Raw genomic sequence first — 22852 nt, 5'->3', positions numbered from 1 at the left:
GATTGGACAACAAGGTATTGTCCACCTTGCAAACAGGAGAGGGTCATGGTTGCCGGACGGCGAAGGCGTACACCTGAGCAGGCGCGGACGGAGATTCTGGACGCTGCCACCGACCTCATCGCGCGGCACGGGCCCGACGGTGTGGGGCTGCGCCGAGTCGCGGAGGCGGTCGGGGTCACGCACGGTCTGGTCACCCACTATTTCGGCACGTATCGGGCGCTGGTGCGGGCTGTTCTGGAGCGTGAGAACGAGCGCAAGCGAGAGCTCGTACGGGAGCGGATGCGGGCGGACGGGAGCGTGCCGTACGCGGACGGGATGACGAGGGTGCTCTTCGAGATCCTCGGGGACGAGCGGTATGTCCGGCTCTGGACGTGGTCCCAGCTGCATGACTGGGGCGTCGAGAAGGACCCGGACTCCGCGACCGATCTGTCCCGGCTGGTCGACGCGATCGAGGAGGGGGTCCGTACGGTCCTCCCCGGGCCCGAGGGGCCGGACCGGGCGCGGATCGAGATGGTCGTGCTTCTGGCCATGTCCGGCGCGTACGGCTACGCGCTCGGTCGGCGCTACTGGTTGACCGACCTCGGCCACGACCCCGAAGAGCCGGGGCGCGACGACGCCTACCGCACTGCCCTGTCCTCAGTGCTTGCCGCCTATCTCGGAGGGTTGACACCATGACGCCGCACGACCTCGACTTCCTGGCTTCGGACGATGAGCGCTACGAGGCCGAGGAGCGGCTGCGGGCCGCAGTGGAGAACGGCCGGCTGCCCCTGGAACAGCTTGCGCCCCGGCTGGACGAGGTGCACGCCTCGCGCACCCGGGGCGATCTGGAGGCCGCCTGCCGGGGTCTGCCGCGACCGGGCCCGCGGGACGCGCTCGTCGTGGACCGCCCGCCGACCTCCCGGCGTTTCGTGGCGGGGATCTTCGGCGGCTTCGAGCGCAGGGGCCAGTGGGTCGTGCCGTCCCGGATGACCCTCTGGTCGATGTGGGGCGGCGGCAAGCTGGATCTGTCCGAGGCACGCTTCAGCAGCCAGGACACGGAGATCCGGGCCGTCGCGCTGTGGGGTGGCACCAGGATCGTGGTTCCGGACGACATCGAGGTCGAGGTGAGGGGCCTCGGCCTGTTCGGCGTCTTCGACAAGCGCGCCGCGCGCAGGATCGGCAAGCCGGGCACACCGCGCGTCGTCATCAAGGGCCTGGCCCTCTTCGGTGCGGTCGTGACCCGTACGAAGAGGTAGGGCGTGTTCGGCGCCGGCTCGCTGGGGTCAGTGACGCGATGGGATGCGTGGAACTCGACTGTTGGAGCACGAGTGTGCGAGCTCGGGTGGTTGTGCTCGAACTCCTCGTGGGCGAAGACCGGTTTGCAGGTGAGGCGGGATGCCGGTGCCGTCGAAGGTCTGCCCTGAGCCGGCCAGGAACTCCTCGTTCGGGAGCCAGACCTTCATGCCGCCCGGCAGCCTGCGGCGACACATGGACCGGCGTCCGGGGTGCCCGTCGCAGGGAGGGCGTCCATGGGCGTCCATCCTCATGGCGGAGTCCAGCGATCCGGCCGTCGTGCCTGTTGGCGCCGGTGGCCGGACCTTCGACAACAAGTTGATCGCCGGGGTGAGCTCGCACGAGCGTCACCGCTTCCTCATGATGTTGCTGTACTCGGGCCCGCCACGCGCAGCGTGCCGCTGCCGTCAGGTCCAGTGGGCCGTTTCAGGGCCCACTTGCCTCCCCGAACGGGCCCGGTCGGCTCAACCGTGGGCGTCCGGTTCCGGATTCACTCGACATATGACCACTTCTGACCGTCACACCCCGAAGGGGGCGTCACATGCATCACCGAACCGTCGCAGAGCTCATGACGCGAGACGTCGTCCGGGCGCGGCGTGACCTGCCGTTCAAGGAGATCGTCAAGCTGTTGGCGGAGAACGACGTCACCGCGGTGCCCGTGGTGGACGAACTCGACCGGCCCATGGGTGTGGTGTCCGAGGCCGACCTGCTGCGCAAGTCGTCGGACCAGGCCGATCCCTCCGGCCTGACGCCGATGCCGCATATCGAGGCGTGGGAGCGGGCCAAGGCCGAGGGGGCCAGAGCGGAGGAGTTGATGTCGGCCCCCGCGGTGTGCGCGCGTCCGGAGTGGACCGTGGTGGAGGCGGCCCGCCTCATGGAAGTGCAGGATGTGAAGCGTCTGCCCGTTGTGGACGAGGCGGACAAGCTGCTCGGCATCGTCAGCCGCGGAGACCTGCTGCGGGTCTTCCTGCGCCACGACGACGCCATCCGTGAGGAGATCAACCGGGACGTGCTGCAGCGGACGATGGGCCTCGATCCCTCCGCGGTGACGGGCGAGGTCCGGCAGGGGGAGGTGGTCCTCGGCGGATCCGTCGAGTTCAAGAGCCAGATCCCCATCATCGAACGGTTGTGCAGGAGCGTCGACGGTGTGGTGTCCGTCGCCGAGCACCTGGCCTACCGGACCGACGACGTACGGAGTTCACCCACCGGCGCCTGAGAGCCTGTCGGGTGGCCTCCGACCGGGCGGGACCGCCTGCTCACCGTGCGCGGACCGGATTTCCCTCCCCGAGCGCCACACCGGGTTCCGCATGCGCCACCGGAGGATCTGGGGTACTTGTCGAAGGAAGAGAACCCGTGCTCGGCGCGACTGCGCAGACGGTCACGACGGGGTGAGCGTCCGCGTGGACGCACACTGCGTCGATCCTGTGCCGTGGTCCTCCACATCCCGGACCGGGGCACAAGGGCGACGGCAGCGGGGCAGGCGGCCCCACACCGCCACTCAGGCTTCTTGCGAGACGGAGGCAGTCGTCATGGAGCCAGTCGTCACCGTCGGCCTCGACGGCTCACCCGAGAGCCTGTCCGCTGCCCGCTGGGGCGCCGATGAAGCCGAGCGCCGCAATCTCACGCTGCGCCTGCTGCACGCGTGGCCTCTGCTGGTGCCGGAATCGACCCGCGTTCCCGCCGAGATGGATCAGAACTACTGGGCGAGGCGGATCGTGCACAACACGCGGGCAGAGATCCAGGCACACCACCCCGGCCTCCCCGTCATCGGCAGCCTGGTCGCCGACGATGCCGAGCACGCGCTTCTGCGAGCGGCATCGGAGTCCGAGATGATCGTGCTCGGTTCGCGGGGTCTGGTGCCTGTCGAGAGCTTCTTCCTCGGCGACATCAGCATGCCCGTCGTGGCACACGCCGAGCGGCCGGTGGTCCTGGTGCGAGCCGGTACGGGCGAAGACGGGCCACATCCCACTCGAACCGCGGCAGGCGGCGTGGTGGTGGCGCTCAAACTGGACGGCCCCTGCGACGATCTGCTCGCATTCGCGTTCGAGACCGCTGCCGTGCGGGGTCTGCCACTCGAGGTCGTCCACGGCCGGAGTCTGCCGGTGGCCGCATACGTGCCCTGGGGCGTCAACCATGACATGGCGGATGGAATCGTTCAGGACGCACAGAAGCTCCTCAGCCAGACCCTCCGACCCTGGTGTGACAGGTTCCCGCAGGTGGAGGTCACCGACAGCACCCCACTTGTCAGCCCTGCCAAGGCTGTCGTACGGGCCGCCGAAGGTGCCGATCTGTTGGTCGTCGGCCGACGACAACACCATCGCGCCCCGGCACCGCATCTGGGCCCCGTCGCCCAGGCAGCCGTTCATCACGCGCGCTGCCCGGTCGCCGTCGTCCCTCACGACTGACGCGAGGACCACACGGGCCGACCCATCGAGGCACCGGGCCGACCACGCGTTCCTCGGCGCCGACGACGTGCCGCGCTCTCCCCGAGCCCGCGCCCTGATCGGGTTCTCGTCGGCGACCACCCCCATGCGGACCGTTCAGCCCCCCCCGGCAGGGTCCGTGCTCTCTCCCCTCGACGGCGCCGCGTCGCGCCATCCTGGAACTGTCGACAGTCGGCCGTCCTGAAGAAGGTGATCGGCATGATGTGGTACCACGGCGGTTGGGGCGGTGGATGGCTCCTCATGACCGTGATCATGATTGTGTTCTGGTCGCTGCTGATCATCGGGGTCGTCGCGGTCATCCACTACCTCACCAACGCCCGCCGTAGTCATCAGCCCGGCCCGCCCACCGGTGAGGCAGCATGGGGAAGCCGACGAGCCGAAGACCTGCTCGCGGAGCGGTTCGCCCGCGGGGAAATCGACGAGGACGAGTACAAACGCCGCCTCACGCTGCTGCGCGAGCAGCGCTGACCAGCGCCGCCAACACACCGTGGCCGGGCATCCGCGGGGGTGCCGCCGCGGTGCGGGGCGGCGCTGTGCGCAGGATGTGCCCGGCAGTCCGGCAGCCCGGCAGTCCACGGTTCTTGTCGGCTGGGTGATCTCGCTCCAGGGAGGCGCCCCGCTGTGCAGGGGAGTGAGTGGCAGAACCTCCGCCGTCATCCGACCGTGTAGGGGCGCATCATCTCGTTGTCCTCGTGTTCGAGCATGTGGCAGTGCCAGACGTACCGGCCCGGCCGGTCGAACGTCGCCTTCAGCCTCGTGGCGACACCTGGGTAGGCGACTGCGGTGTCCTTGAACCCGCGCTCCCACGGCTCTGCGGGCTGGGCGGCACGGCCGGCCCGCAGCCGGTCGAGGACCTGGAACTGGACCTCGTGGATGTGGATGGGGTGGGCATCTTTCGTGAGATTGTGAATCTCCCAGATCTCGGTCGCACCCAGGGCCGGATTCTCCGTGACGGGGTCGTCCCAGAGCATCGGCACAGCGGCTCCGTTCTGGTCAAGGGTGCCCAGCAGCATTTGTCGGGGGCCGACATGCGGGAGTGACGAGGAGTTCTGCTCACTCAGGGAGAGCCGTCGGATGCGACTCGCCTCACCCAGGGGCTCGATCGACGGCAGCGACAGCTGCGAGGGCGGGACGGTCGTGTCCGGCGTGGTGAGTGCTCCGACCGTGAGCTTCATGACCTGCCCGGTGGTGGCCGGGTCAGCCGGGGAGAAGTCCGCACCCGCCTTCCCGCCCTGGAACGCTTTGTCGGGAGCCTCATTGATGAGATACAACTCGGTCCCGACCGGTACCGACGCGAAGTCGACGATCACGTCGGCGCGTTCTGCGGGAGCGATGAGCAATTCGTCGCGCCGTGCGGGTGCGGGGAGAAAGCCTCCCTCGCTGCCGATCTGCCAGAAGGGGAGTACGGCGTGCACGGGCCTGCGAGCGAGCGGGCGGGTGACGATCTTCAGGATCAGGTACCGCGAGTTGCATCCGTTGAGAAGCCGGAGCCGGTAGCGGCGCGGTTCGACTTGAAGGATCGGCCAGGTTCTCCCGTTGGTCACCATCGTGTTGCCGAAGAACTCGGGGCTCCAGATCGGAGAGATGTCGCTGGCCGGAATGTAGGGGCCCTTGAATCCGTCGAACGCAGCGCGTCCGGCCGGGTAGAAGAGGCTGCCGTCGACGTGGAACGAGCGGTCCTGGATGACGAGAGGGATCTCGTAGTACTTCCGACCGGGCGGATCACCGGCCCGGGGTGCGGGACCGGGCAATACCCCGTCGGGAAGGTCCGCAGGGCCGCCTCGTAGGAGGTAGAACCCTGCCAGTCCGGCGTAGACATTCAACCGCGTGACACCCAGCGCATGATCGTGGAACCACAAGGTCGAGGCCCTCTCCGCGTTGGCGTACTGGAACACGGCATCTCCCCGGCCCCAGGCGTCGCCGAACCGGTCTTCGAACTTGTCCTTGAACTCCGCGTAGAAGGAACCGACTTCGGCGCATCCCGCAGGGAGGTCGACCGCGTCGGGGAGGTACCAGGCTTCGGTGTAGCCGTCGCTCTCCTCCGTGCTCCGCCCGCCATGGAGGTGCGTCACGATCGGTACCGGGCCCGAGTACGCTCCGGGTGTCGAGCGGAATCCGGGACGTGTGTCCCGGGCCGAGGTTCCGCCCGTCGGGTTCGCCCAGTGCAGTGTGGGGTCGACCGGCAGCAGGTGCGGCAAGTAACGACCCTTGCGATCAAGCAGCTGGTTCTTCCATCTCACCCGCACAGGCGTTCCGTAGCGGGCCTCGACGGTGAACGCGGGGTAATGGAAGCTGCGCGGATGCAGAGTCGAGCCGTACCCCCACACGGTTGTCGCCGGCAGGCCGGGGGGCAGGATCTGCTGCCGGAACTGTCGTACGCCGATCACGTAGTGGTCGATGCGACCAGCGACGGTGCCGCCGGACTGCGGCATCGTGGGAGGGACGACGAGCCGCGTGACGTACTTGTCCACCGTTCCCGGATCCAGGACACCCTTGCCGCCGGGCACGCGGAGGCGTGGAGCCACCGTGGCCGCCGGAAGGAGCGCGAACATTCCCCCGGCCGCTGCCTGGACGACACGCCGCCTCGTGACCACCCACATCCTCCAAAGCCTGTCGGACCGTCTCCGGTGCTGCTTCCTTGCTTCAGCTCCGCCGGGCGGCGGCCCGAGACCGCCGACAAGCACCGGGCATCACCAGGTTGCCGCAGACGGCAGCTCCGCGCGCTGTCGCACTGCTCCAGGGGAGGGATCCATGCCGGACCGGTTCGCTGCCACGTCAGTTCTTCGATGGACCCCCGTAGGGCCTCGTCCGTGTTGTCGTCCCCGCCGATCTCATGACGTCATGCCGGCCGATTTCCCCGCAGGCCCTTGACGACGAAGACCCGGTCGGGCGGCTTCAAGCTCGGTGTGTCAGCAGGTCATCCAGTTCGGCCGCGAAGAGCAGGGCGGGGTCGAAGCCCATCCCGTTGAAGTGGCCTGCGAGTTCGAGGGACAGGATTCCGTGCACGCGGGTCCAGAAGGTCAGGGCCCGATGGAGGACAGCGGGGTGGGCGGGGTGGTTGCCGGCCCAGTCCCGGTGCTCCTCCAGGTGCTTGTCGAACGGCGTCGCGGGGCTGTCCCCCGGGAGCGCCATGAAGGCATCGAGCAGGGTCGCCATCATCTCGGACGAGATGGCGGTGGTCTCCTCGGGTGCGTGGTAGCCGGGGACGGGCGTGCCATAGATGAGGAAGTACCGCTGAGGGTCCTGAAGGGCCCAGTCGCGCAGGGCGTGTGCCAGTCCGGCCAGGTCGGCGCCGCCGGCGGCGGCCGTGCGAAGGGTGTCGGCGAGGCTTCGGTAGGCGTCCTTGACGAGTTCGGTGATCAGTGCGTCGCGGCCCGCGTAGTAGCGGTAGAGCGCGGGCCCGCTCATGCCGATCTGTTTGGCGATCGCATTGAGGGAGAGCGCGGACGCTCCCGCTCTGGCGATCTGCTCCCAGGCGCGTTCCTTGATCTCCGCGCGCACCTCGGCCCGATAGCGCTCCCGCGGGGTCTTCGTGTCCGATTTCGTCACGAGTTGTCACCCTTCCTCATCTGTGCGGGTATAGCTTCAAAGTTTCGTTAGAGGTTATCACGCAAGGTGTTGACCCCTGATGTGGTGCGTTATACCTTCTAACGCAAGAGAGAGCCTATAAGGGTTCTGGTGGTGCAGCCGCCGGAGCCTTCCCGCGCGGTGACGCGAATCCCGCACGTCGACCAACGCGCGCTCAACCACCGAAGCCTGTTCAGCAACTGACAAGGAGACCGCCATGCCCGGCATCAGGAGCACCGGCGCCCCTGCCGCCCTCTTCGCCATCCCGCTCGTCGCCGTCAGTCTTCTCGGTACCGCCGCGGCACCTGCCGGGGCCGCTCCTTCCCACTCCGCCAAGTCCCTCATGTGCCACGGCAAAGGCGTCGATCCCGACGCGCGTGTCCGCTACAGGACCGAGACCGTGATCCACGCGCCCCTGAAGACCGTCTGGAAGCTGCAGACCGACGTGGAGCGGTGGCCGAGCTGGCAGGCCCCCGTCAAAACCATCGAACGCCTCGATCAGGGGCCCCTCCGGGAGGGATCGGCCTTCCGGTGGACGACTCCGGTACCCCCCAATCCTGCGATCCCCGCCACCAGCCTGGACATCACTTCGACCGTCGAGCAGCTCAAGCGCGACTCCTGCATCCGCTGGACGGGCCCCGCGGTCGGTGAAGGGCTGCGCATCGACGGCGTCCACGTGTGGACCTTCACCAGGATCGAGGGCGGTGTCCGTGTGCGGACCGAAGAGACCCACACCGGCGACCAGGTCGAAGCGGACGTTCCCGCCGCGACCGAGATCCTCGCCAATGGCCTCGAAGCGTGGCTGCGCGACCTGAAGACCACCGCCGAGGCCCGCAGCCACGGTTAACCGCACGGAACCATGAACCGGGCCGGACCCGCGCCGCCGTCCTCCTCGGACCCGCGCACGATGAGGGCGGTGCCCGGACCGAGGCGCTCGCCGGCACACGCCCGGCCGCACCGCCGTGTCGATCCTGAGACATTCGCCGTGCCGGTCGGGGGGCAGGAATCGTATTGACCACGGTTCTGACGGAGAGCGCCCGCAGGACCATTGAGCAAGGCAAGGAGTGTTCAGAATGCGTACGAACTGGAAGTTCGCCGTCACCGTCGCCGCCACCGTGCTGACAGGAGTCGCTGGTGCGGGAGTCGCGCAGGCTTCGTCCGTATCGGCCGACGGTGTCGCCCCTTCGGCCTGCCGGCCGGCCAACCACATCGCGAAGATCACCCCTGGACCCGCCAGCGCGGGGCACCGCCACTACCGCGTGACGTTGACCGCGCCGCGCGGGTACGAGCCGTGCAAGCTGGCCGGTTCACCCACCGACGTGCAGTTCTCGAACCGTGGTTCGGAGATCGGGGTCACCGCCGGTCACTACGGCGGCCAGGCGACCGTGGTGACCTTCGGCCCGGGGCACCCGGTGCACTTCGACATCCAGGTTCCCAACAGCGGCCGCGGCACCGCCGCGACGGAGGCGTCGTTCACGCTTCGGGCCCCGGACGGGGAGATCCCCGGTACGTCCGTCGCCGAGGGCGAGTTCCAGGTGGCCACCGGCACCCTCATCGGTCCGGTCGAGCGCGGCGCCTGACCCCCTTCCGCACCCCGGTGTGTTCCGCGGCAGTGTGACGGCGGCGGGACTCACCGGGTCTTTCGCGTGCGGCGTACCGCCGATGGGCCCCCATGGCCGGGCCGTTTCCGGTCCCGGCCCGCGTACGGCCGCAGCCCGTAGCCTTCAGAAGCCCTCCCTGTCGGCAGTCGGCGTGGCCCGCGCCGCGCAGCAGCACGCAGAGTGAGAGCAGCCCCGACAGGCCGAGAAGCAGCGTGGACCAGAACCAGAAACGCACCCAGGTGTCGGGGACCGGCAGCAGGATCACCAGCGCGGCCGGATACAGAACCAGCAGCCACCCCAACCGCCTTTCCGATGATGCCTGTTGACGCAGTCGCCCGGTCACGCCCTCGCCCGGCCCGGTGGCCCCATGGGTGGTCAGTTTCAGGCCGTCGGCGATGGTCAGCCGACACGTATGCACGAGCGCGCCGATCAGCGTGAGGAGCAGGGCCAGCCCCAGTAGCTGGGCCCATTCGGGCACTCTGGGACGGCCTGCTGTGGTGACCGTCAGCATGGGTACCGCGAACAGTACGGTGCTCATCGCCTCGAAGGCGAAGAGCCGGGTGGCCGGGGTGCGGCTCAGTGCCGTGGACACCGGCGACTCCTTGGACAGAAGCCTCCGTCGGCCGCAGGCGCAACCGATCGCCCGGGGGCGGCGAGGGCTCGTCATGACCCCGGCTGCGCTTCGCCGGCGCCCACGCGGTCGGCCCCGCCGGAGACGTGCCGGTCCGGGGCGTCGCGCGATGCCGTCAACATGTAGTCGATCGGGTCGATGGCTCGGGTACGACGGCGAAAGCGCCAGGTCGGCGCGGGCCAGATGGTGGTGACACGGCCGGTGCGGTCCTGGTACCAGCCGGAGCAGCCGCCGGCGGCCCAGACGGTGGGAGCCATCCGGTTCTGCAGCTCGGCGTTGTACGCGTGCTGCGTCTTCGTGCGCACGTCTACGGCGCCCAGGCTGCGGTTGTGCATCAGCCGCAGGGTGCTGACGAGGTAGTTGATCTGTGACTCGATCATGTAGATGAGGCTGGTGTGTCCCACGCCCGTGTTGGGACCTGCCATCAGGAACAGGTTGGGGAATCCCGCGACGGTCGTGCCGAGGTATGCCTGCGGGCTGCCCTGCCAGACCTCGCGCAGGGACCGTCCGTCACCACCGATGATGCGCTGCGCGTAGGAGGCGTCGGTGACACGGAAGCCGGTTCCGAGAATCAGTACGTCCACTGGATGGGTGGCGTCGGCGGGTGCGATGCCACCGGGTGGGGCTTGCGGGCGTTCGCCCGGTGCGGTGAGGACGGCGTCCGGCCCGACGCTCGCGATCGGGTCGGTGACGACGCGGACGTTGGGTTGAACCAGTGCCGGGTAGTAGTCGTCGGACAGCAGGACCCGCTTGCAACCCAATGCGTAGCCGGGGGTCAGCTGGGACCGCAGCTCAGGATCCTTGACCTGGCGGTGCAGGTGGGCCAGTGCCTCCCGACGCCCCAGAGCGGCCATGCCGCTGTTGCCGAGCAGTGCGGGCAAAGTCGCCTCCCGAACCATGTACTCCCAGCCTCGCGCCATTCGTTGCACCGGCGGAGCCAGCTGGAACAGGCGGCGCTGCCATGCCGGGACCGGTCGATCCCGGCGCGGAGCGATCCATGACGGAGTTCGCTGAAAGACCGTCACATGTCGGGTCGTGCGCTGCAGATGGGGGATGAACTGGACGGCGCTTGCGCCGGTCCCGATCACGCCGACGCGCTTGGCCGACAGGTCCAGGTCGTGCCTCCACCGGGCGGAGTGGAACACCTCTCCGGTGAAGCCCTCCAGACCGGGCAGTGCGGGGACGACCGGCTCCGAAAGGGGGCCCTGGGCCATCACCAACAGCCCGGCGCTGAGTGGTCCGGTGCTGGTTTCCAGGTCCCAGCGCAGCCGCCGAGGGTCCCAGGTGGCGCGCTGCAACTCGCAGCCGAGACGAAGGCGGGGCGTCAGCCCGTATGTGTCGACGCAGCGTTTCAGGTACCGCTCGATCTCTTCCTGGGGCGCGAAGCGCCTGCTCCAGGTGGGGTTGGGTGCGAACGAGAACGAGTACAGGCGCGAGGGCACGTCGCAGGCGCATCCGGGATAGGCGTTGTCCCGCCATGTGCCGCCGGCCTCGTCGGCCCGCTCCAGTATCAGCAGGTCGCGGTGGCCCTCCTGCAGCAGCCGGATGGCGGTGCCGAGGCCCGCGAAACCCGCGCCGACGATGACGACGGACACGTGACGCTCGGGTGAGGCGCTGCCCGGCCCGATATGCCGATGCTGCGCCGCAACTGGCCCATGGGGGGCCGAATCAGTGCTGTGCGGATCGGTCATGATCCTCCTCCATCAATAATCGCTCACTTCAAATACGATCGGATCGTCTACGATCGTATTACACACGATGAATGGAGCATGCGATGAGGATTCTGGCTCTCGGTGGCCCCGGAGCGATGGGTGCCGTGGCGGTACGCGTGGCGGCCGGACTCCCCGGCGTCACCGAGATCGTGGTGGCCGACCGGCACCTGGAGGCGGCCCGGGCGCTGGTGCGCCGACTCACCGAGGACGGCACGGGTGGCGCGCCGTTGCGGGCGCTCAAGGTGGATGTGACCGACAGCGGTGCCCTGCACGCCGCTCTGGAGGGCGCGGACGTCGTCCTCAACACCGTCGGCCCGTACTACCGCTTCGGCCTGACCGTGCTGCGTGCCGCGATCGCGACCCGGACGCACTACCTGGACATCTGCGACGACTGGGAGCCGACCTCGCAGATGCTCGGCCTGGACGAGGAGGCCCGGGCCGTCGGCGTCCGCGCCGTGGTGGGAATGGGCGCCAGTCCCGGTGTCAGCAATCTGCTGGCCACGCGCGCGGTCCAGCAGCTGGACCATGTCCAGGACCTGTACACCGCATGGCCCGTCGACGTCTCCGGCGCCGGCGGGGACGACGAGCAGCTGAGCGACCCCGACGGGCGCCCCAGCGCGGCCGCGGTGCACTGGATGGAGCAGATCAGCGGGGAAGTGGCGGTGGTCAGTGAAGGCCGACTCGTCCGCCGGCGGCCACTCCTGCCGGTCGCCCTCTCCGTATCCGCCGGACGCTCAGGCACGGCCTACACCGTCGGCCACCCCGAGCCGGTCACCCTGCACCGCAGCTTCCGGCCGGCCGGCGAGGCTGCCAGCGTCATGGTCGTCACCCCGGGCACGGTGGCCTACCTCGATGTCCTGCGCCGCGACATCGACGCCGGGAAACTCACCAACGAAACCGCGGCGGCCGATCTGGCCAAGCCCTCGGTGTTCCGGGCACTGCGGGCCACTGCGGGTGCCATGACCCGTAAGGGGCCCGGATCGCTGCCCCCCTTCTTCGCCACTGCCACGGGCACCCGCGACGGCCGCCGGGTCACTGCTCTGGCCCGGCTCGCCGACACGCCCGGTGCCTCGGCGCTGCTCGACGACATGGCGGAGGCGACCGGTCTGCCCCTGGCTCTGGGGCTTGCACAACTACTGGACGGCACCGGTGGCCATCCCGGCGTCCATCCGCCGGAGACAGCCGTGGACGCCGAACGCTTCTTCCTCGACCTGGCGCGCCACGTGCCCGGCCTGGTCGGTGACGACGGCCCTCGCGACGGCGTGGTCATCGACGTGACCCCGGCCGAGTGAAACGCGACAGGAGATACGACGTGCCAACAGACGAAGCCACCACGCCCCCCACCGAGTTCGTCGACGTCGCGGGACGTGCCGTCCGCTGCACCGCGACGGGCAGTGGCCCTCCGGTGCTCCTGCTGCACGGCCTGGACCGCAGCCTGGCGGACTGGGCACCGCTCCAGGCCGCCCTGCCCGACCACCGGCTCATCGCCATCGACGTCCCGGGGTTCGGCCGATCGCAGCCCCTGCCGGACTGCCGGCTCGCCTCACTGGCCGGGCACGTCGAGCGAGTGCTCGACCGACTCGGCCTCACGTCCGCCGTGCACGTGGTGGGCAATTCCCTCGGTGGGGCCATCGCGATGCAGCTCACCGCTCATGCCCCCACGCGCGTGTCCTCGCTGACGCTGCTCAACAGCGCTGGATTCGGCCGCGAGGTCACCTGGGCGCTGCGCATACTCGACCTGCCGCTGCTCTGGCGGCTGCTCCTGCGACCCGATGAGAGAAACGTGCGGCTGACGGAGCGTTCCCTCTTCCACGATCCGGACTTCGCGACCCCCGAACGGATCGCCGCGGCACTCGCTCTCGCCCGCCGCGAAGGGGCTGCCCGAACGCTGCGGCAGGTGGCCCGCGACCTCGGTTCCTGGCGCGGCGTACGTTCCGACTGGCGTACGAAGCTGCTCGCGGAGGTCTCGGCGCTCGATACCCCTACGCTCGTCGCCTGGGGCACCCACGACCGCATCCTCCCCGCCCGTCACCTCATCAACGCCGCGTCCGCCCTGCCCCAAGCACGCACCCACCTCTTCCCGCGAACCGGTCACCTGCCGCAGATCGAGCGCACCGAGGAGACAGCCGCTCTGCTCAGCTCCTTCTGGAACGACCTGTGAGGCGCGTTGCGCGGGCGCGAGGGCCCGGCGGTGGGAAGCAACGCGCCTGTCGCGGCCCCGGTCGTCCCACGCATGCCCGCCGGCACACCACGCACGGGCGTGTGCGAGAACCAGCGCGATCACATCGTCCTCGGCCTGGGCGCGGCCCCGGCACCGAGGTCGATCCGATGGGCCCGACCCGCGCCGCCTGCCCGAGCGCACGGCGGACTCTCTTGGCGAGCGCAACGAACTGATTGCCCCAGCCCGGATCGGGGCGACGACAACGATCGGCGTCGCTTCGCGGCCTTGATCAGGACCTCGTCGAGGTGGTCGGCATCACTCTCGGTACCCATGGCCGACGGTAATCTGTTTCGTGAACGATCGAATCGATTCCGACCGCTCCTCGATTCAGCCGTCCGGGGCAGCACCTTGATCAACCATCTCGACGACGCTCGAAAGGGTCACCACCCCATGCCTGGAACGGATTCATCCCGCACTCCGGAACCGGCCGTCCAGGTCCCCACGCGGACGCTCGTCGAGGCGCTGATCCGTACCGACCACACCGTCGACACCGGCGAGCTCTATGCCACCGCCCCGCTGCTCGGCATGACCGACCAACAGGTGCGACTGTGCGTCAAGCGGCTGGTCACCGAGGGACGCTTCACCCAGGAAGGCAGGGGGCGCAAAGCAGTCCTGCGGGCCATCGGGGCCACCGAGCAGGCTCTTGGGCCCGACGTCGAGTTCGTCGCGCACGCCTTCCGGCAGGACGCTGGCCTCGCACCCTGGGACGGCATCTGGCACCTGGTCGCCTTCGCGGTCCCCGAGTCCGCCCGCACCGCACGCGACGCCCTGCGGGCCGAACTCACCCGGCTCGGCGGCGTCGCCGTGCAGGGCGGGCTCTACTTGAGCGCCAACGCCTGGGAGCCCTACGTCGAAGACCAGGCCCGTCAACTCGATGTCCTCGACCACCTCACGCTGCTGACCACGGACAACCTGCGCCAGGGCGACGAACACGAGCCCGCCGCACTCGCCCGCGCACTATGGCCCCAGGAGGAGATCGCCGAACGCTACCAGCGACTCGCCTCCGTCGCCCGACCGCGGCTGCGCCGACTCCAGGAGGACGCCGACCTTCCCGGTCCCCAGCGGCTGGCCATCGCGATCGAACTGGCCGCGGAGTTCACCCGCGCCATGGAGCCCGATCCCCTCCTGCCCCCGGAGCTGCTGCCCCAGCCCTGGCCCGGCACCCAGGCTCGTCAACTCGTCGCGCAGTGCTGGTCTCTCCTGGAGGAGCACGGGGAGGGGAGTGAGCGAGTCAGCCTTTTCCAGCTCTACCGCGACGCGATCCGCCCGGGAGCCACCGACAACTGAAGTCCGCGACAGCGGCTGCCCGACCTGCTTGACGAGGTAGCCACGGTCCGCACCGGGCGGGAACGTGGCGGTGGGGTCGTCGTCCGGGAGCTTCTGCGCGTACCCCGGGCTGCCGCCGAAGGCGCCCGGTGGGTCAGCGCGCCTCCACCACACGATGCACGGCCGTCCCGCCGACGTGGTGCTCGCGTACGTATGCGAACGCCTCGCCGTCGGCGCCACGCCGGGTGGATGAGGGAACGTCTCCTACGGAATCCGTTTCAGCTCAGCCCCGTATGGGCCTGTCGAATTGTGCAGCCGGTGCGGTCGGCATGAGGCTGGAGGCCGAGTCCGTGGACGGTCGGACCGGTATCCCCGGACGGCCGCGCCAAGCCGTCGAGCCGAGGACGACCACGGCTGACCAGCGTGAGAATCCAGGGGCCACGGTGTCGGAGCCGACAGCTGAGGGCTGTCCCGTAACCCCACGGCGGGCGCACGACCAGGGATGACGGGACGGCCCTCGGGGCCCGTGGAAGGTGCCATTCGCCGGGCCGCGCGAAGGGCGGAGTTCACCCATGGTGCGGTGAAAGCGGTAAGGGATGCAGAAGGAGCGTGCTCAGCGTGGCCCGGAACTACCGTCTGATCCTCAGTTCGCCGTCCGAGGTCTGGGGCCTGCTGTCCGACGGCCACCGTTACGGGGAGTGGGTGACAGGAACCCGGCAGGTCCTTGCCGCGGACCTGCACTGGCCGGAAGTGGGCGCCCGCCTGAAAGTCCGAGTCGGTGCCGGCCCACTGACTCTCGACGACACGTGCGTAGTCCGTATCTGTGAACCGGAGCACCGCCTCGAACTGGAAGCGAAGGCGGATCCCTTCGGCGCAGCCCGTATCGCCATGAACTTGATCCCCTGGGGCGGCAACACCCTCTTCGTTCTCGACTGGCACCCACTGCGGGGCCCCGGCACCCGGATGCACGGACTGCCCGTGGATTACATTGTCGCGGTCCGCAACGGCCTGATGCTGACGAAGCTGGCCCGGATCGCGATGCGCGAGCATGGCGAAAGTGATTGAGCCACTTGGCGGAACACCCGAGGCGGAGCCGTTCTCGACCAAAGCCATCCGGTTCGGCTGACTGGCAGTCCGCCGTTTGCGCCGCGGGATTCGCTGATCGTGCGCTCCGAGATGATCACAGCTCGACTGCCGCCCGGAGGACCAGGAAGTCCTCCTCGTCGATTCTGACCAGGCATCCGCAGAGGTTGTCGCCGGTACGACAGTGATGCACGCCGGATCCAGCAGTCTGATATGGGCCGTCCCCTGAACTCGGCGCTCCGGGGATGCCCCGACGACTACGGGACGAGGACCGAGGCTCCTTCGGTGACCAGGCCGACGATGATGATCAGTGGGCTGCCCTCGAGTGCGGCGCTGAGGTGGTAGCGCAGGTCACGGTATTCCGCCATGCCTTCGGTGCCGGGAAGAACGAGGAGGCGGGGGCGCAGTCCGGCCCGCGCGGCCGGAGGGTGGCCGTGGTCACGCAGCCCGTTGTCGCATGGACGGCACGACCGAGACTGCCCGCCGAGATTGCTGTAACCCGGCAACCAGGCGCGGGTATCACGCTGCCGACTTCGGACCTGTGGCCTGATCCATGGCGTGTGGCTCAATGCCTCCGAAGCGAGGGGGAACCATGAAAGATGCTGTAGAGACGGCGGAGCGGTCGGGATCAGGTCACCCCCGGCAGACATGGTGGGGAGCGGTGGTCCGGGCGCTGCTCGGGCTGGTGTTGCTGGCGGTTTCCGCGGCCGCGGGCATTCCGGTCCCTGACCGGATCGCTGACGAGAAGGCCTTTCTGAGCGCACAGCCGTGCTCCAGCGGAGATGAGGCGCGGGACAACCGGGACTGCCTGCGCACGATCCATGGGACGGCCCTCTCCGCTGAGCGCGCCAAGAGCGGCAAGGCGACGGTCTTCCGAGTTCAGTTGCGGGCTCCTGTTCCGGCCCCCGCCGATCGGCCGATGCACCTCGATACGCACGGTGAATTGTCGGAGCGCATCAAGCCGGGGGACGAGGTGGAGGTCACGACGTGGCGGAACGTGCGGGTCGCCGTCAGCCACAACGGGATCAGCGAGACTCTTCCCGGGCTGCCCGACGAAAAGGCCACCATGCTCGTCGGGCTCACGCTGGCCGGTGTCTGGGCGGCGGTCCTGGCCTTCATCGGCGCTTTCGGCAGTGCCCGTCGGGCCCGCCGCTTCGCCACCGGCCGCCCCTTCGCACCCCGGATTCCGTTCGGCCCGGCGAAGTGCGCCGGCGTGGTGGCCCTGCCGCTCGTCGTGGCGTTCGTCGCCGGCCGTGTCTGGGATGCCTGGACGGCCGTGGTGATGACGGTGGTCATCTGGGCGTCGGCAGCGGTCCCGGCGACGATCGCCGCTCTGCGCTGGGACCGCGATCGGTCTCGCACCTCGGTGCCGACCGCTCAGTTCGACGCGGAGCACGGCCGAACCGACTGAATCCCTCACCGACCGGCTGAATCGCTCGGTCATCTCGGTCATGGTGTGCACGGTCCAGGCATCGGCGCGCACCGTGGCCGGAAGGACGATCGGCGCGGCGTGGAAGTTCCGCAGCGCGGTAGGTCTCGGTGCCGCAGTGATGTCGCCGGAGTGTCCGACCGAGAGGCACCGGCCCGGCCGACGGCGGGCGACAAGCCTCGAAAATCACTTGCAGTGCCTGCATAGGGTGCAGGCATGCCGAGTTCACTGCATCTGCAAGAGATCACCTCTGAGAATTTCGAGACCGCCATCGACCTGAGGGTCCGTCCCGATCAGGAACACCTGGTGGCGCCAGTGATGAAGTCTCTCGCCGAGGCATATGTCCACCCCGCTGTCGCATGGCCCCGCCTCATCTGTGACGACGACGAGGTCGTCGGGTTCCTCATGGCCTTCTTCGACATCGACTGGACAGGCGAAGGCAAGGACTTCCGCTCCGGGCTGTGGCGCCTCAACATCGCGGCCGGAAAGCAGAGACGGGGCTACGGACGCTTCGCAGTCGAGTCCGTCGCCACCGAGATCCGGCGTCGTGGTGGCACACGTCTGACGACCAGCTGGCATCCCGGAGCGGATGGCCCGACAGGCTTCTATCTGGGGCTTGGATTCCGCCCGACCGGAGAGACCAGCGGGGATCAGACGGTGGGGATGCTGGAACTGGACTGAGCCGGGCTTCTGTCACGCCGGTACTGGTCGCACCAGGATGCCCCCGGCCCACACGATGCGAGAACTCTGCCGCCGGCGACCCGTCAGCAGCCGGATTCAAGAACACCACAGCGCGCGGGTGGGCGCTGCCGATGCCGTAAATCCACGAACTGCCCAGGTTCTTGCTGCCCGTCCGGTGGTGAGCGCACACTGCCTCCGGCGCGTATATGCCCACGGAATCGGTGGATCACGGGTCGACGCCGACGCCGACGCCGACGCCGGTTCCGACGTGCTCGGGCATGCGGAGTGGCCGCTGCGAATGCCGTTCTCCTTCGTGCTCACGACCGATCCGCGCCCGGATGCTCAGGGGATGCGCGGCCGCCGATGTCCGTGCAACGGTCCGGCCGAAGTGCCAACTCCTCGCGCACGGACGGACACACGCTCTCCCGGCACGCCGAGGCGTGAGCGTGAGGCGTGAACAACCGTGATAGAAGAAGGCGTTATGAAGCACGAGTCATACAACGCAGAGCAATTCCACAGCGCCGTTCCGCACTCGGCCCGCGTCTGGAACTACTGGATCGGAGGCAAGGACCACTACCCGGTGGACCAGGAGCTGGGAGACCAAGTCATCGCGAGCTATCCCCAGACGCGGGAACTCGCCCTGGCCTCGCGGGCCTTTCAGGCGCGTGCGGTGCGGTATCTGGCCGAAGCGGGAATATCCCAGTTCCTCGACATCGGGACCGGTCTTCCCGTGCAGAACAGCACCCATGAGGTTGCGCAGAACACCGAGCCGAAGGCTCGCATCGTGTACGTCGACAACGACCCGCTGGTCCTGGCGCACGCCCGCGCCCTGCTGACAAGTGCACCGGAAGGTCTGACGGACTACGTGCACGCGGACATGCGGGAAGCCGAGCGGGTACTTGAGGAAGCGGCGCGCACTCTGGACATGTCACAACCCGTTGCCGTCATGGTGCTGTCCACGCTGGGGCACCTCCAGCCGCAGGCCGGCATCGAACTCATGCGGCGGTACATGGACGGCACAGTGGCAGGAAGCTATCTGGTCCTCTGCGACACGGTCTCCACACCCCAGACGCTGGCCGCGCAGGAGGCGTATGCGTCGGGCGACACCCCGCCGTATCTGGTGCGCCAGCCGGAGGAGATCCTCGCCAGTGCCGATGGGATGGAGTTGGTCGAGCCCGGATTCGGGTCGATCACTCTCTGGCGAGCAGAGGACGAGGACCTCGCGCCGGTCGACCAGTGGGGATTCGTGGCGCGGAAGGTGTAGCAGTCGACGACTGCCACCGTCCGATGCTCCGAGTCGCTTGCGCATGTGGTCGACAAAGCGGTCGCAGCACGCTTCGTCGACCATATGGCGTCGCCGGGCGCCCCCGGTTCGGCCTGTCTGCGGCAGGCCGAACCGGTGTACAGGAACGAGGACATGAACTCCGCGGCCACACTCCCTTGGGCGCGTCCGGGCAGGCCCGGTGCGAGCACGGCCTGCCCGCCCGTGGTCGCGGCGTGCCCGGCAGCGAGATGCCGACGCCGAGCCCGAGCACGCGGGCTCTCGACCTGCCCGAGCGGGGCGGGTGCGCTCGCTGTTCAGGACAGCCTCGTCCACAGGGAGTCCCACTGGTCGAGGAACACAGTGCCGACATCTACTGCTGTGACCGAATAGGTTCGCCCGGTTGCTGTTGATGTGAAGTGCTCGATGAAGCGGATGTGCTCGTGTGCTTCAGCGGTAGTCGGCCAGGCCGTCCTCGAGTTCTTCTTCGTCGCCGTCGCGGATGGCGTAGAGGGCTTGTTGCAGAGCGAACGTGCCGCGGATCGCGGCGATGCGGCTAAGGAGCCCGTGGTTTGACCAGCTGCCCAGGGCGAGCACCCGCTCCAGGAGCTCACGGCCGTAGCTGGCACCGATGGCTGCGAGGTCCTCGGCCGGGTCACTGAGTGTGACATCGTCCCAGTCGAGTACGCCGGAGAGGTGCGGCAGGCCGTGCGTCCACTCCCACAGGACGTTTTCAGCACCGAGGTCACCATGCACCACTGCTCGAGTGACATGGGGAAGGCTGTCGAGTGCTGCAAGTTCCCGCTCGGCCCGTAGTCGCCCGCTGTCGGACATGAGCTGCAACAGCTCCGCGCGCACGTTCTCCGCGAACCGCCGCCACCGGCTTTCTGCTGCCTGAGGGAGAACCGCTCGTACCGTCTCGTCGGTGCCGGCACGGGCCAGAGCGGACAGCAGTGCGGCGTACTGCGCCGCCACGGTGTCGACCAGTTGGGCATCGTTGAGTGTGTCGGACTTCAGCGGTTCCCCGGGAATGCGACTGAGTACCAGGAACGGCACCTCGTCGGCGCCGCCCTGGAACAGCGGCTCAGGTGTGCGGAAGCCGAGGTCGAGGCCGGCGAGTGCGTGTAGTGCGGCCACCCGCTGGGGCAGCCGGGCGGCCGTTGCCCGGGTGCGAGGCAGGCACACGACGCGGTCCGAACCAATGACCACGATGTGGAATTGTCCCTGACGTACTGCAAGGTCGTCCGGTTTGTCGTTGGGCAGCAGACGGCTCAGCAGAGCGCGATGCGTCGTACGGATGCTCACGAGTGTGACCTCTGGATCCTTCGATGGGTAGGAGGCGATGTGCACAAAGTGCTGTCAGGCCGCGCTGTCGAGCGGGCGTCCGCCCCAGCGAATGCCCTTCTCGCTGCGGATACGGGCCCGTTCTCGGCGTTGAGCGGCCAGAACGTCGGGATGGCGGGCGTTGGCGTTGCGCCAGCGCAGGTAGCGGTGCAGGGCACGGGTCTGCGCGGGATGGCACGGTGATGCGAGTTGGCCAGGGTGAACTGCCGCAGCGGGCCGAAGTGGGCCTCGCTCGGGTTGGCCCAGGAGGCGTAGGTCGGGGTGAAGCACAGCTCGACCTTGTTCTTCTTCGCCCAGTGGCGGATGTCCGCGCCGGTGTGGGCGGAGAGGTTGTTCAGGATGATGTAGATCGGGGCTCCGTCGGGCCGGGCGGCGCGGATCGACTTCAGCGCGGCCAGGGTGTTGGCGGTGCCTTTGCGGCGGCGGTTGACGCCCCACAGCCGGTCGTCGCCGACGGAATAGCAGCCGTGGAAGTAGGTCACACCGTGGGTGCGGCGGTACGTCGCCGGCAGACGGTCGGGCTTGCCCTGCTTCGCCCGGCAGGAGCCCGCGGTGGGCCGGATCCCCAAGGGCCCGAACTCGTCGAAGGCGAAGACTCGGTCCGGAAAGTGCTCCAGCACACGCTCGATGCGGTCGATCTTGGCGTCGCGCTCGGGGTCGGGAGACTCCTTCCATGTCTTGGTGCGCTGGAAGGTGATGCCGCGGCGCAGCAGGAGGCATCGTAAGGCTTCACGGCCGATGCGGATGACGCGTTCGTTTACTTTCCGCAGGTAGGCGGCGAGTTTACGGATCGACCAGCGGGTGAAGGGCTGGCCGAGCTTGGTCGGGCGGGTGGTGGCCGTCTGGATGACGAAGTCCTCGTCGTCAGGGGTGAGCAGGCGAGGACGGCCTCCCGCCCACTGAGGGTCCAGGCAGGCCAGGCCGATCTCGTTGAACCGGTGGATCACCTCCCGCACCGTGCCCTCGTCGGCCTGGACCAACTGGGCGATCACCGGTACGCGGTTTCCGCCGGCGGACGCCAGGAGCATCATCGCCCGTCGATAGCGCACCGAGCTGGTACTGCCCCGGCGCACGATCTGCTGCAGCTTCTGCCCTTCTTGGTCGGTCAGTCTGCGCATCCGCACAGGCTCGGCCACCACACCTCCAGCGATCGGAACGGACATCACCGCCCATCCAACCGCTCCAACTACCAACCCGGCGAACCTATTCGGTCACAGCACTACAGGGATGTTCCACAACTGCGTCGTCGCCCGGAAGTCCGAAATCCTGGTCGAGTTGGACAAGGCCCCGCTGGAGGCATACGTCCCGCAGACCACCACCGCGGTCGTGAAGCGGAGTTCGGCCTCGGCGATGTGACGATGTGTCCGGGCCGAGTCTCTTCGATCACCGGTTGTCTTCCCGAGTCTCCGGACCCGCACCACGCCGACCGGTCGGAATCCGGGTGCGGACCGTCGGTGCCGTGGTGTGTGATCGGGGGTATGGCGATTGTGTCAGGAAGGCCGGCGTCGACGGGCTGAGCGAGGCTGTGGGCGCGCTGCGGGAGTGGCAGAACGAGGAGCGCCGATGCAACTGCATCCGGGGGACCTGCCGGCTTCCAGCAGGGCCCCGAGATCCGGGATCAGTACTGGGAAAACCGGGACGTGTACCGGAACTACGACGATCTCGGCTTGTCACACGTGGATTGAGCGCGTGTCGCCCGACAACAGGAGCGCCTCGATCTGGTGGGAGGCGCCGTAGCGTTACATGTTCGGGCAGGCCTTGGCTTTGAACTCCGCGATGGGGACGGTGATTGCGGATTCGTCGCCGTTGTCCGAGATGCTGTCGTAGCGAACCTTTCCCGGAGTGAGCCGGTCCCGGTCGGCCAGGGTGAAGGAGACGCTGTTCGCTGCCCATGAGTTGTCCTTGGTCCACCCGTAGAGCGTGTAGGTGGTCTTGGCGGTGAGCGGAGTGAGGGATCTGGTTGCGGTCCAGCCAGCAGCAGGAGAATCGAGGGGCCAGGTGGCGAGACCCGGCGTGAGGGGGCGGTCGGCAGTCCATGAACCGACCGTCACCTGCTTGTTGACGTCGTCGCTGTCCACGTAGAGGGTCGCGCCATCGATCTGATGTCCGCAGACCATCATGACGCCGAGCAGATGGCCGTCGGCGGTCACGGAGACGCCGGCGACGGCGTCGGCGGGAACGGTGCATCCTGAGGTTGCGGCCAGGGCCACGCCGACCGCGACGGCACCGACGAAGCGCCGGAACACCGGACGTGAAGTGGTCGACCACATGCTTAGCCCCTGCCCGGGGTGCGCGTGGGGCCCCCTGCCCCGGATGGTAGGGGGCGAGAGGCATCTGACC

The 22852-nt window shown here is 68.6% G+C and carries 22 protein-coding genes and 1 pseudogene; 15 read left to right on the top strand and 8 right to left on the bottom strand.

Features of this window, described 5'->3' with window-relative positions:
- Positions 1 to 45: 45 nt before the first annotated feature.
- On the top strand, positions 46 to 675 hold the full coding sequence (locus ACIQCZ_RS33050; RefSeq protein WP_402287875.1) for a TetR/AcrR family transcriptional regulator: 630 nt from the start codon (positions 46 to 48) through the stop codon (positions 673 to 675).
- Positions 672 to 1235 carry a DUF1707 domain-containing protein gene (locus ACIQCZ_RS33045; protein WP_402287873.1) on the top strand — a complete coding sequence of 188 codons (564 nt, stop codon included), beginning with the start codon at positions 672 to 674 and terminating at the stop codon, positions 1233 to 1235. The genes ACIQCZ_RS33050 and ACIQCZ_RS33045 overlap by 4 nt, the downstream gene beginning before the upstream one ends.
- Here the strand turns inward: ACIQCZ_RS33045 and ACIQCZ_RS33040 are convergent.
- A complete protein-coding gene (locus tag ACIQCZ_RS33040; protein WP_402288068.1) occupies positions 1186 to 1614 on the bottom strand; it encodes a DUF1918 domain-containing protein in 429 nt (142 codons plus the stop codon). The genes ACIQCZ_RS33045 and ACIQCZ_RS33040 overlap by 50 nt on opposite strands.
- Positions 1615 to 1813: 199 nt before the next feature.
- On the opposite strand from ACIQCZ_RS33040, the gene ACIQCZ_RS33035 reads away from it, so the two are divergent.
- The 3 genes from ACIQCZ_RS33035 (at position 1814) to ACIQCZ_RS33025 (ending at position 4184) form a co-directional block, all read left to right on the top strand.
- Positions 1814 to 2488, top strand: coding sequence for a CBS domain-containing protein (locus ACIQCZ_RS33035; protein WP_402287870.1), 675 nt, complete (start codon positions 1814 to 1816; stop codon positions 2486 to 2488).
- A 313-nt stretch (positions 2489 to 2801) separates the two neighbouring features.
- Entirely contained in the window at positions 2802 to 3677 is an 876-nt protein-coding gene (locus ACIQCZ_RS33030) for a universal stress protein (protein ID WP_402287868.1), read from the top strand.
- 237 nt (positions 3678 to 3914) lie between these two features.
- Positions 3915 to 4184: an SHOCT domain-containing protein gene (locus ACIQCZ_RS33025; protein ID WP_402287865.1), complete on the top strand. Its 270-nt coding sequence runs from the start codon at positions 3915 to 3917 to the stop codon at positions 4182 to 4184.
- 185 nt (positions 4185 to 4369) lie between these two features.
- Here ACIQCZ_RS33025 and ACIQCZ_RS33020 read toward each other — a convergent pair whose 3' ends face one another.
- Both ACIQCZ_RS33020 and ACIQCZ_RS33015 read right to left on the bottom strand, forming a co-directional pair.
- Positions 4370 to 6310 (bottom strand): multicopper oxidase family protein, encoded by a 1941-nt coding sequence (locus ACIQCZ_RS33020; RefSeq protein ID WP_402287862.1) that lies wholly within the window; start codon positions 6308 to 6310, stop codon positions 4370 to 4372.
- 301 nt (positions 6311 to 6611) lie between these two features.
- Complete coding sequence (locus ACIQCZ_RS33015) at positions 6612 to 7265, bottom strand: TetR/AcrR family transcriptional regulator (protein ID WP_402287859.1); 654 nt, start codon at positions 7263 to 7265, stop codon at positions 6612 to 6614.
- 235 nt (positions 7266 to 7500) lie between these two features.
- Between ACIQCZ_RS33015 and ACIQCZ_RS33010 the strand changes: the two genes are divergently transcribed.
- Positions 7501 to 8130 (top strand): SRPBCC family protein, encoded by a 630-nt coding sequence (locus ACIQCZ_RS33010; RefSeq protein WP_402287857.1) that lies wholly within the window; start codon positions 7501 to 7503, stop codon positions 8128 to 8130.
- Positions 8131 to 8356: 226 nt separating this feature from the next.
- Positions 8357 to 8863 carry a DUF4232 domain-containing protein gene (locus tag ACIQCZ_RS33005; protein ID WP_402287854.1) on the top strand — a complete coding sequence of 169 codons (507 nt, stop codon included), beginning with the start codon at positions 8357 to 8359 and terminating at the stop codon, positions 8861 to 8863.
- Here the strand turns inward: ACIQCZ_RS33005 and ACIQCZ_RS33000 are convergent.
- Together ACIQCZ_RS33000 and ACIQCZ_RS32995 are read right to left on the bottom strand one after the other, a co-directional pair.
- Positions 8835 to 9476 carry a hypothetical protein gene (locus ACIQCZ_RS33000; RefSeq protein ID WP_402287851.1) on the bottom strand — a complete coding sequence of 214 codons (642 nt, stop codon included), beginning with the start codon at positions 9474 to 9476 and terminating at the stop codon, positions 8835 to 8837. The genes ACIQCZ_RS33005 and ACIQCZ_RS33000 overlap by 29 nt on opposite strands.
- Before the next feature lie 71 nt (positions 9477 to 9547).
- A complete protein-coding gene (locus ACIQCZ_RS32995) occupies positions 9548 to 11206 on the bottom strand; it encodes a flavin-containing monooxygenase (RefSeq protein WP_402287849.1) in 1659 nt (552 codons plus the stop codon).
- Between the two features lie 83 nt (positions 11207 to 11289).
- Here ACIQCZ_RS32995 and ACIQCZ_RS32990 point away from each other — a divergent pair, with 83 nt between their 5' ends.
- From ACIQCZ_RS32990 to ACIQCZ_RS32960, 7 genes are all read left to right on the top strand, one after another.
- On the top strand, positions 11290 to 12519 hold the full coding sequence (locus tag ACIQCZ_RS32990; protein ID WP_402287847.1) for a saccharopine dehydrogenase family protein: 1230 nt from the start codon (positions 11290 to 11292) through the stop codon (positions 12517 to 12519).
- A 20-nt stretch (positions 12520 to 12539) separates the two neighbouring features.
- On the top strand, positions 12540 to 13388 hold the full coding sequence (locus tag ACIQCZ_RS32985; RefSeq protein ID WP_402287844.1) for an alpha/beta fold hydrolase: 849 nt from the start codon (positions 12540 to 12542) through the stop codon (positions 13386 to 13388).
- Between the two features lie 450 nt (positions 13389 to 13838).
- Entirely contained in the window at positions 13839 to 14735 is an 897-nt protein-coding gene (locus ACIQCZ_RS32980; RefSeq protein ID WP_402287838.1) for a PaaX family transcriptional regulator C-terminal domain-containing protein, read from the top strand.
- Between the two features lie 597 nt (positions 14736 to 15332).
- The gene (locus ACIQCZ_RS32975) at positions 15333 to 15779 is read left to right on the top strand and encodes an SRPBCC family protein (protein WP_402287836.1); all 447 of its coding nucleotides are present in this window, start codon (positions 15333 to 15335) and stop codon (positions 15777 to 15779) included.
- A gap of 610 nt (positions 15780 to 16389) precedes the next feature.
- The gene (locus tag ACIQCZ_RS32970; RefSeq protein ID WP_402287834.1) at positions 16390 to 17208 is read left to right on the top strand and encodes a hypothetical protein; all 819 of its coding nucleotides are present in this window, start codon (positions 16390 to 16392) and stop codon (positions 17206 to 17208) included.
- A gap of 234 nt (positions 17209 to 17442) precedes the next feature.
- Complete coding sequence (locus tag ACIQCZ_RS32965; protein WP_402287832.1) at positions 17443 to 17907, top strand: GNAT family N-acetyltransferase; 465 nt, start codon at positions 17443 to 17445, stop codon at positions 17905 to 17907.
- 481 nt (positions 17908 to 18388) lie between these two features.
- Positions 18389 to 19171 carry an SAM-dependent methyltransferase gene (locus tag ACIQCZ_RS32960; protein ID WP_402287830.1) on the top strand — a complete coding sequence of 261 codons (783 nt, stop codon included), beginning with the start codon at positions 18389 to 18391 and terminating at the stop codon, positions 19169 to 19171.
- Between the two features lie 447 nt (positions 19172 to 19618).
- Here the strand turns inward: ACIQCZ_RS32960 and vph are convergent, their stop codons facing one another.
- Together vph and ACIQCZ_RS32950 are read right to left on the bottom strand one after the other, a co-directional pair.
- Complete coding sequence (vph, locus tag ACIQCZ_RS32955; protein ID WP_402288065.1) at positions 19619 to 20473, bottom strand: viomycin phosphotransferase; 855 nt, start codon at positions 20471 to 20473, stop codon at positions 19619 to 19621.
- A 54-nt stretch (positions 20474 to 20527) separates the two neighbouring features.
- A pseudogene (locus ACIQCZ_RS32950) lies at positions 20528 to 21648 on the bottom strand (IS630 family transposase).
- Positions 21649 to 21739: 91 nt separating this feature from the next.
- Here ACIQCZ_RS32950 and ACIQCZ_RS32945 point away from each other — a divergent pair.
- A complete protein-coding gene (locus tag ACIQCZ_RS32945; RefSeq protein WP_402287827.1) occupies positions 21740 to 21868 on the top strand; it encodes a hypothetical protein in 129 nt (42 codons plus the stop codon).
- Positions 21869 to 22251: 383 nt separating this feature from the next.
- Here the strand turns inward: ACIQCZ_RS32945 and ACIQCZ_RS32940 are convergent, their stop codons facing one another.
- Positions 22252 to 22782 (bottom strand): hypothetical protein, encoded by a 531-nt coding sequence (locus tag ACIQCZ_RS32940; RefSeq protein WP_402287824.1) that lies wholly within the window; start codon positions 22780 to 22782, stop codon positions 22252 to 22254.
- Between the last annotated feature and the right edge of the window lie 70 nt (positions 22783 to 22852).

The sequence above is a fragment of the Streptomyces sp. NPDC093149 genome, from assembly GCF_044754145.1.
Taxonomy (GTDB): Bacteria; Actinomycetota; Actinomycetes; order Streptomycetales; family Streptomycetaceae; genus Streptomyces.
Note: the sequence above shows the minus strand (reverse complement) of the source record. Positions and strands in the feature narration are given on the sequence as shown.

Excerpts from the sequence above, each read along its gene's own strand:
- ACIQCZ_RS33035 (WP_402287870.1), top strand. The coding sequence starts at position 1,814 with ATGCATCACCGAACCGTCGCAGAGCTCATGACGCGAGACGTCGTCCGG.
- ACIQCZ_RS32995 (WP_402287849.1), bottom strand. The coding sequence starts at position 11,206 with ATGACCGATCCGCACAGCACTGATTCGGCCCCCCATGGGCCAGTTGCG.
- ACIQCZ_RS32940 (WP_402287824.1), bottom strand. The coding sequence starts at position 22,782 with ATGTGGTCGACCACTTCACGTCCGGTGTTCCGGCGCTTCGTCGGTGCC.
- ACIQCZ_RS32970 (WP_402287834.1), top strand. The coding sequence starts at position 16,390 with ATGAAAGATGCTGTAGAGACGGCGGAGCGGTCGGGATCAGGTCACCCC.
- ACIQCZ_RS33045 (WP_402287873.1), top strand. The coding sequence starts at position 672 with ATGACGCCGCACGACCTCGACTTCCTGGCTTCGGACGATGAGCGCTAC.
- ACIQCZ_RS33005 (WP_402287854.1), top strand. The coding sequence starts at position 8,357 with ATGCGTACGAACTGGAAGTTCGCCGTCACCGTCGCCGCCACCGTGCTG.
- ACIQCZ_RS33010 (WP_402287857.1), top strand. The coding sequence starts at position 7,501 with ATGCCCGGCATCAGGAGCACCGGCGCCCCTGCCGCCCTCTTCGCCATC.
- ACIQCZ_RS33050 (WP_402287875.1), top strand. The coding sequence starts at position 46 with ATGGTTGCCGGACGGCGAAGGCGTACACCTGAGCAGGCGCGGACGGAG.
- ACIQCZ_RS33030 (WP_402287868.1), top strand. The coding sequence starts at position 2,802 with ATGGAGCCAGTCGTCACCGTCGGCCTCGACGGCTCACCCGAGAGCCTG.
- ACIQCZ_RS32945 (WP_402287827.1), top strand. The coding sequence starts at position 21,740 with ATGTTCCACAACTGCGTCGTCGCCCGGAAGTCCGAAATCCTGGTCGAG.
- ACIQCZ_RS32960 (WP_402287830.1), top strand. The coding sequence starts at position 18,389 with ATGAAGCACGAGTCATACAACGCAGAGCAATTCCACAGCGCCGTTCCG.
- ACIQCZ_RS32980 (WP_402287838.1), top strand. The coding sequence starts at position 13,839 with ATGCCTGGAACGGATTCATCCCGCACTCCGGAACCGGCCGTCCAGGTC.
- ACIQCZ_RS32990 (WP_402287847.1), top strand. The coding sequence starts at position 11,290 with ATGAGGATTCTGGCTCTCGGTGGCCCCGGAGCGATGGGTGCCGTGGCG.
- ACIQCZ_RS33025 (WP_402287865.1), top strand. The coding sequence starts at position 3,915 with ATGATGTGGTACCACGGCGGTTGGGGCGGTGGATGGCTCCTCATGACC.
- ACIQCZ_RS32965 (WP_402287832.1), top strand. The coding sequence starts at position 17,443 with ATGCCGAGTTCACTGCATCTGCAAGAGATCACCTCTGAGAATTTCGAG.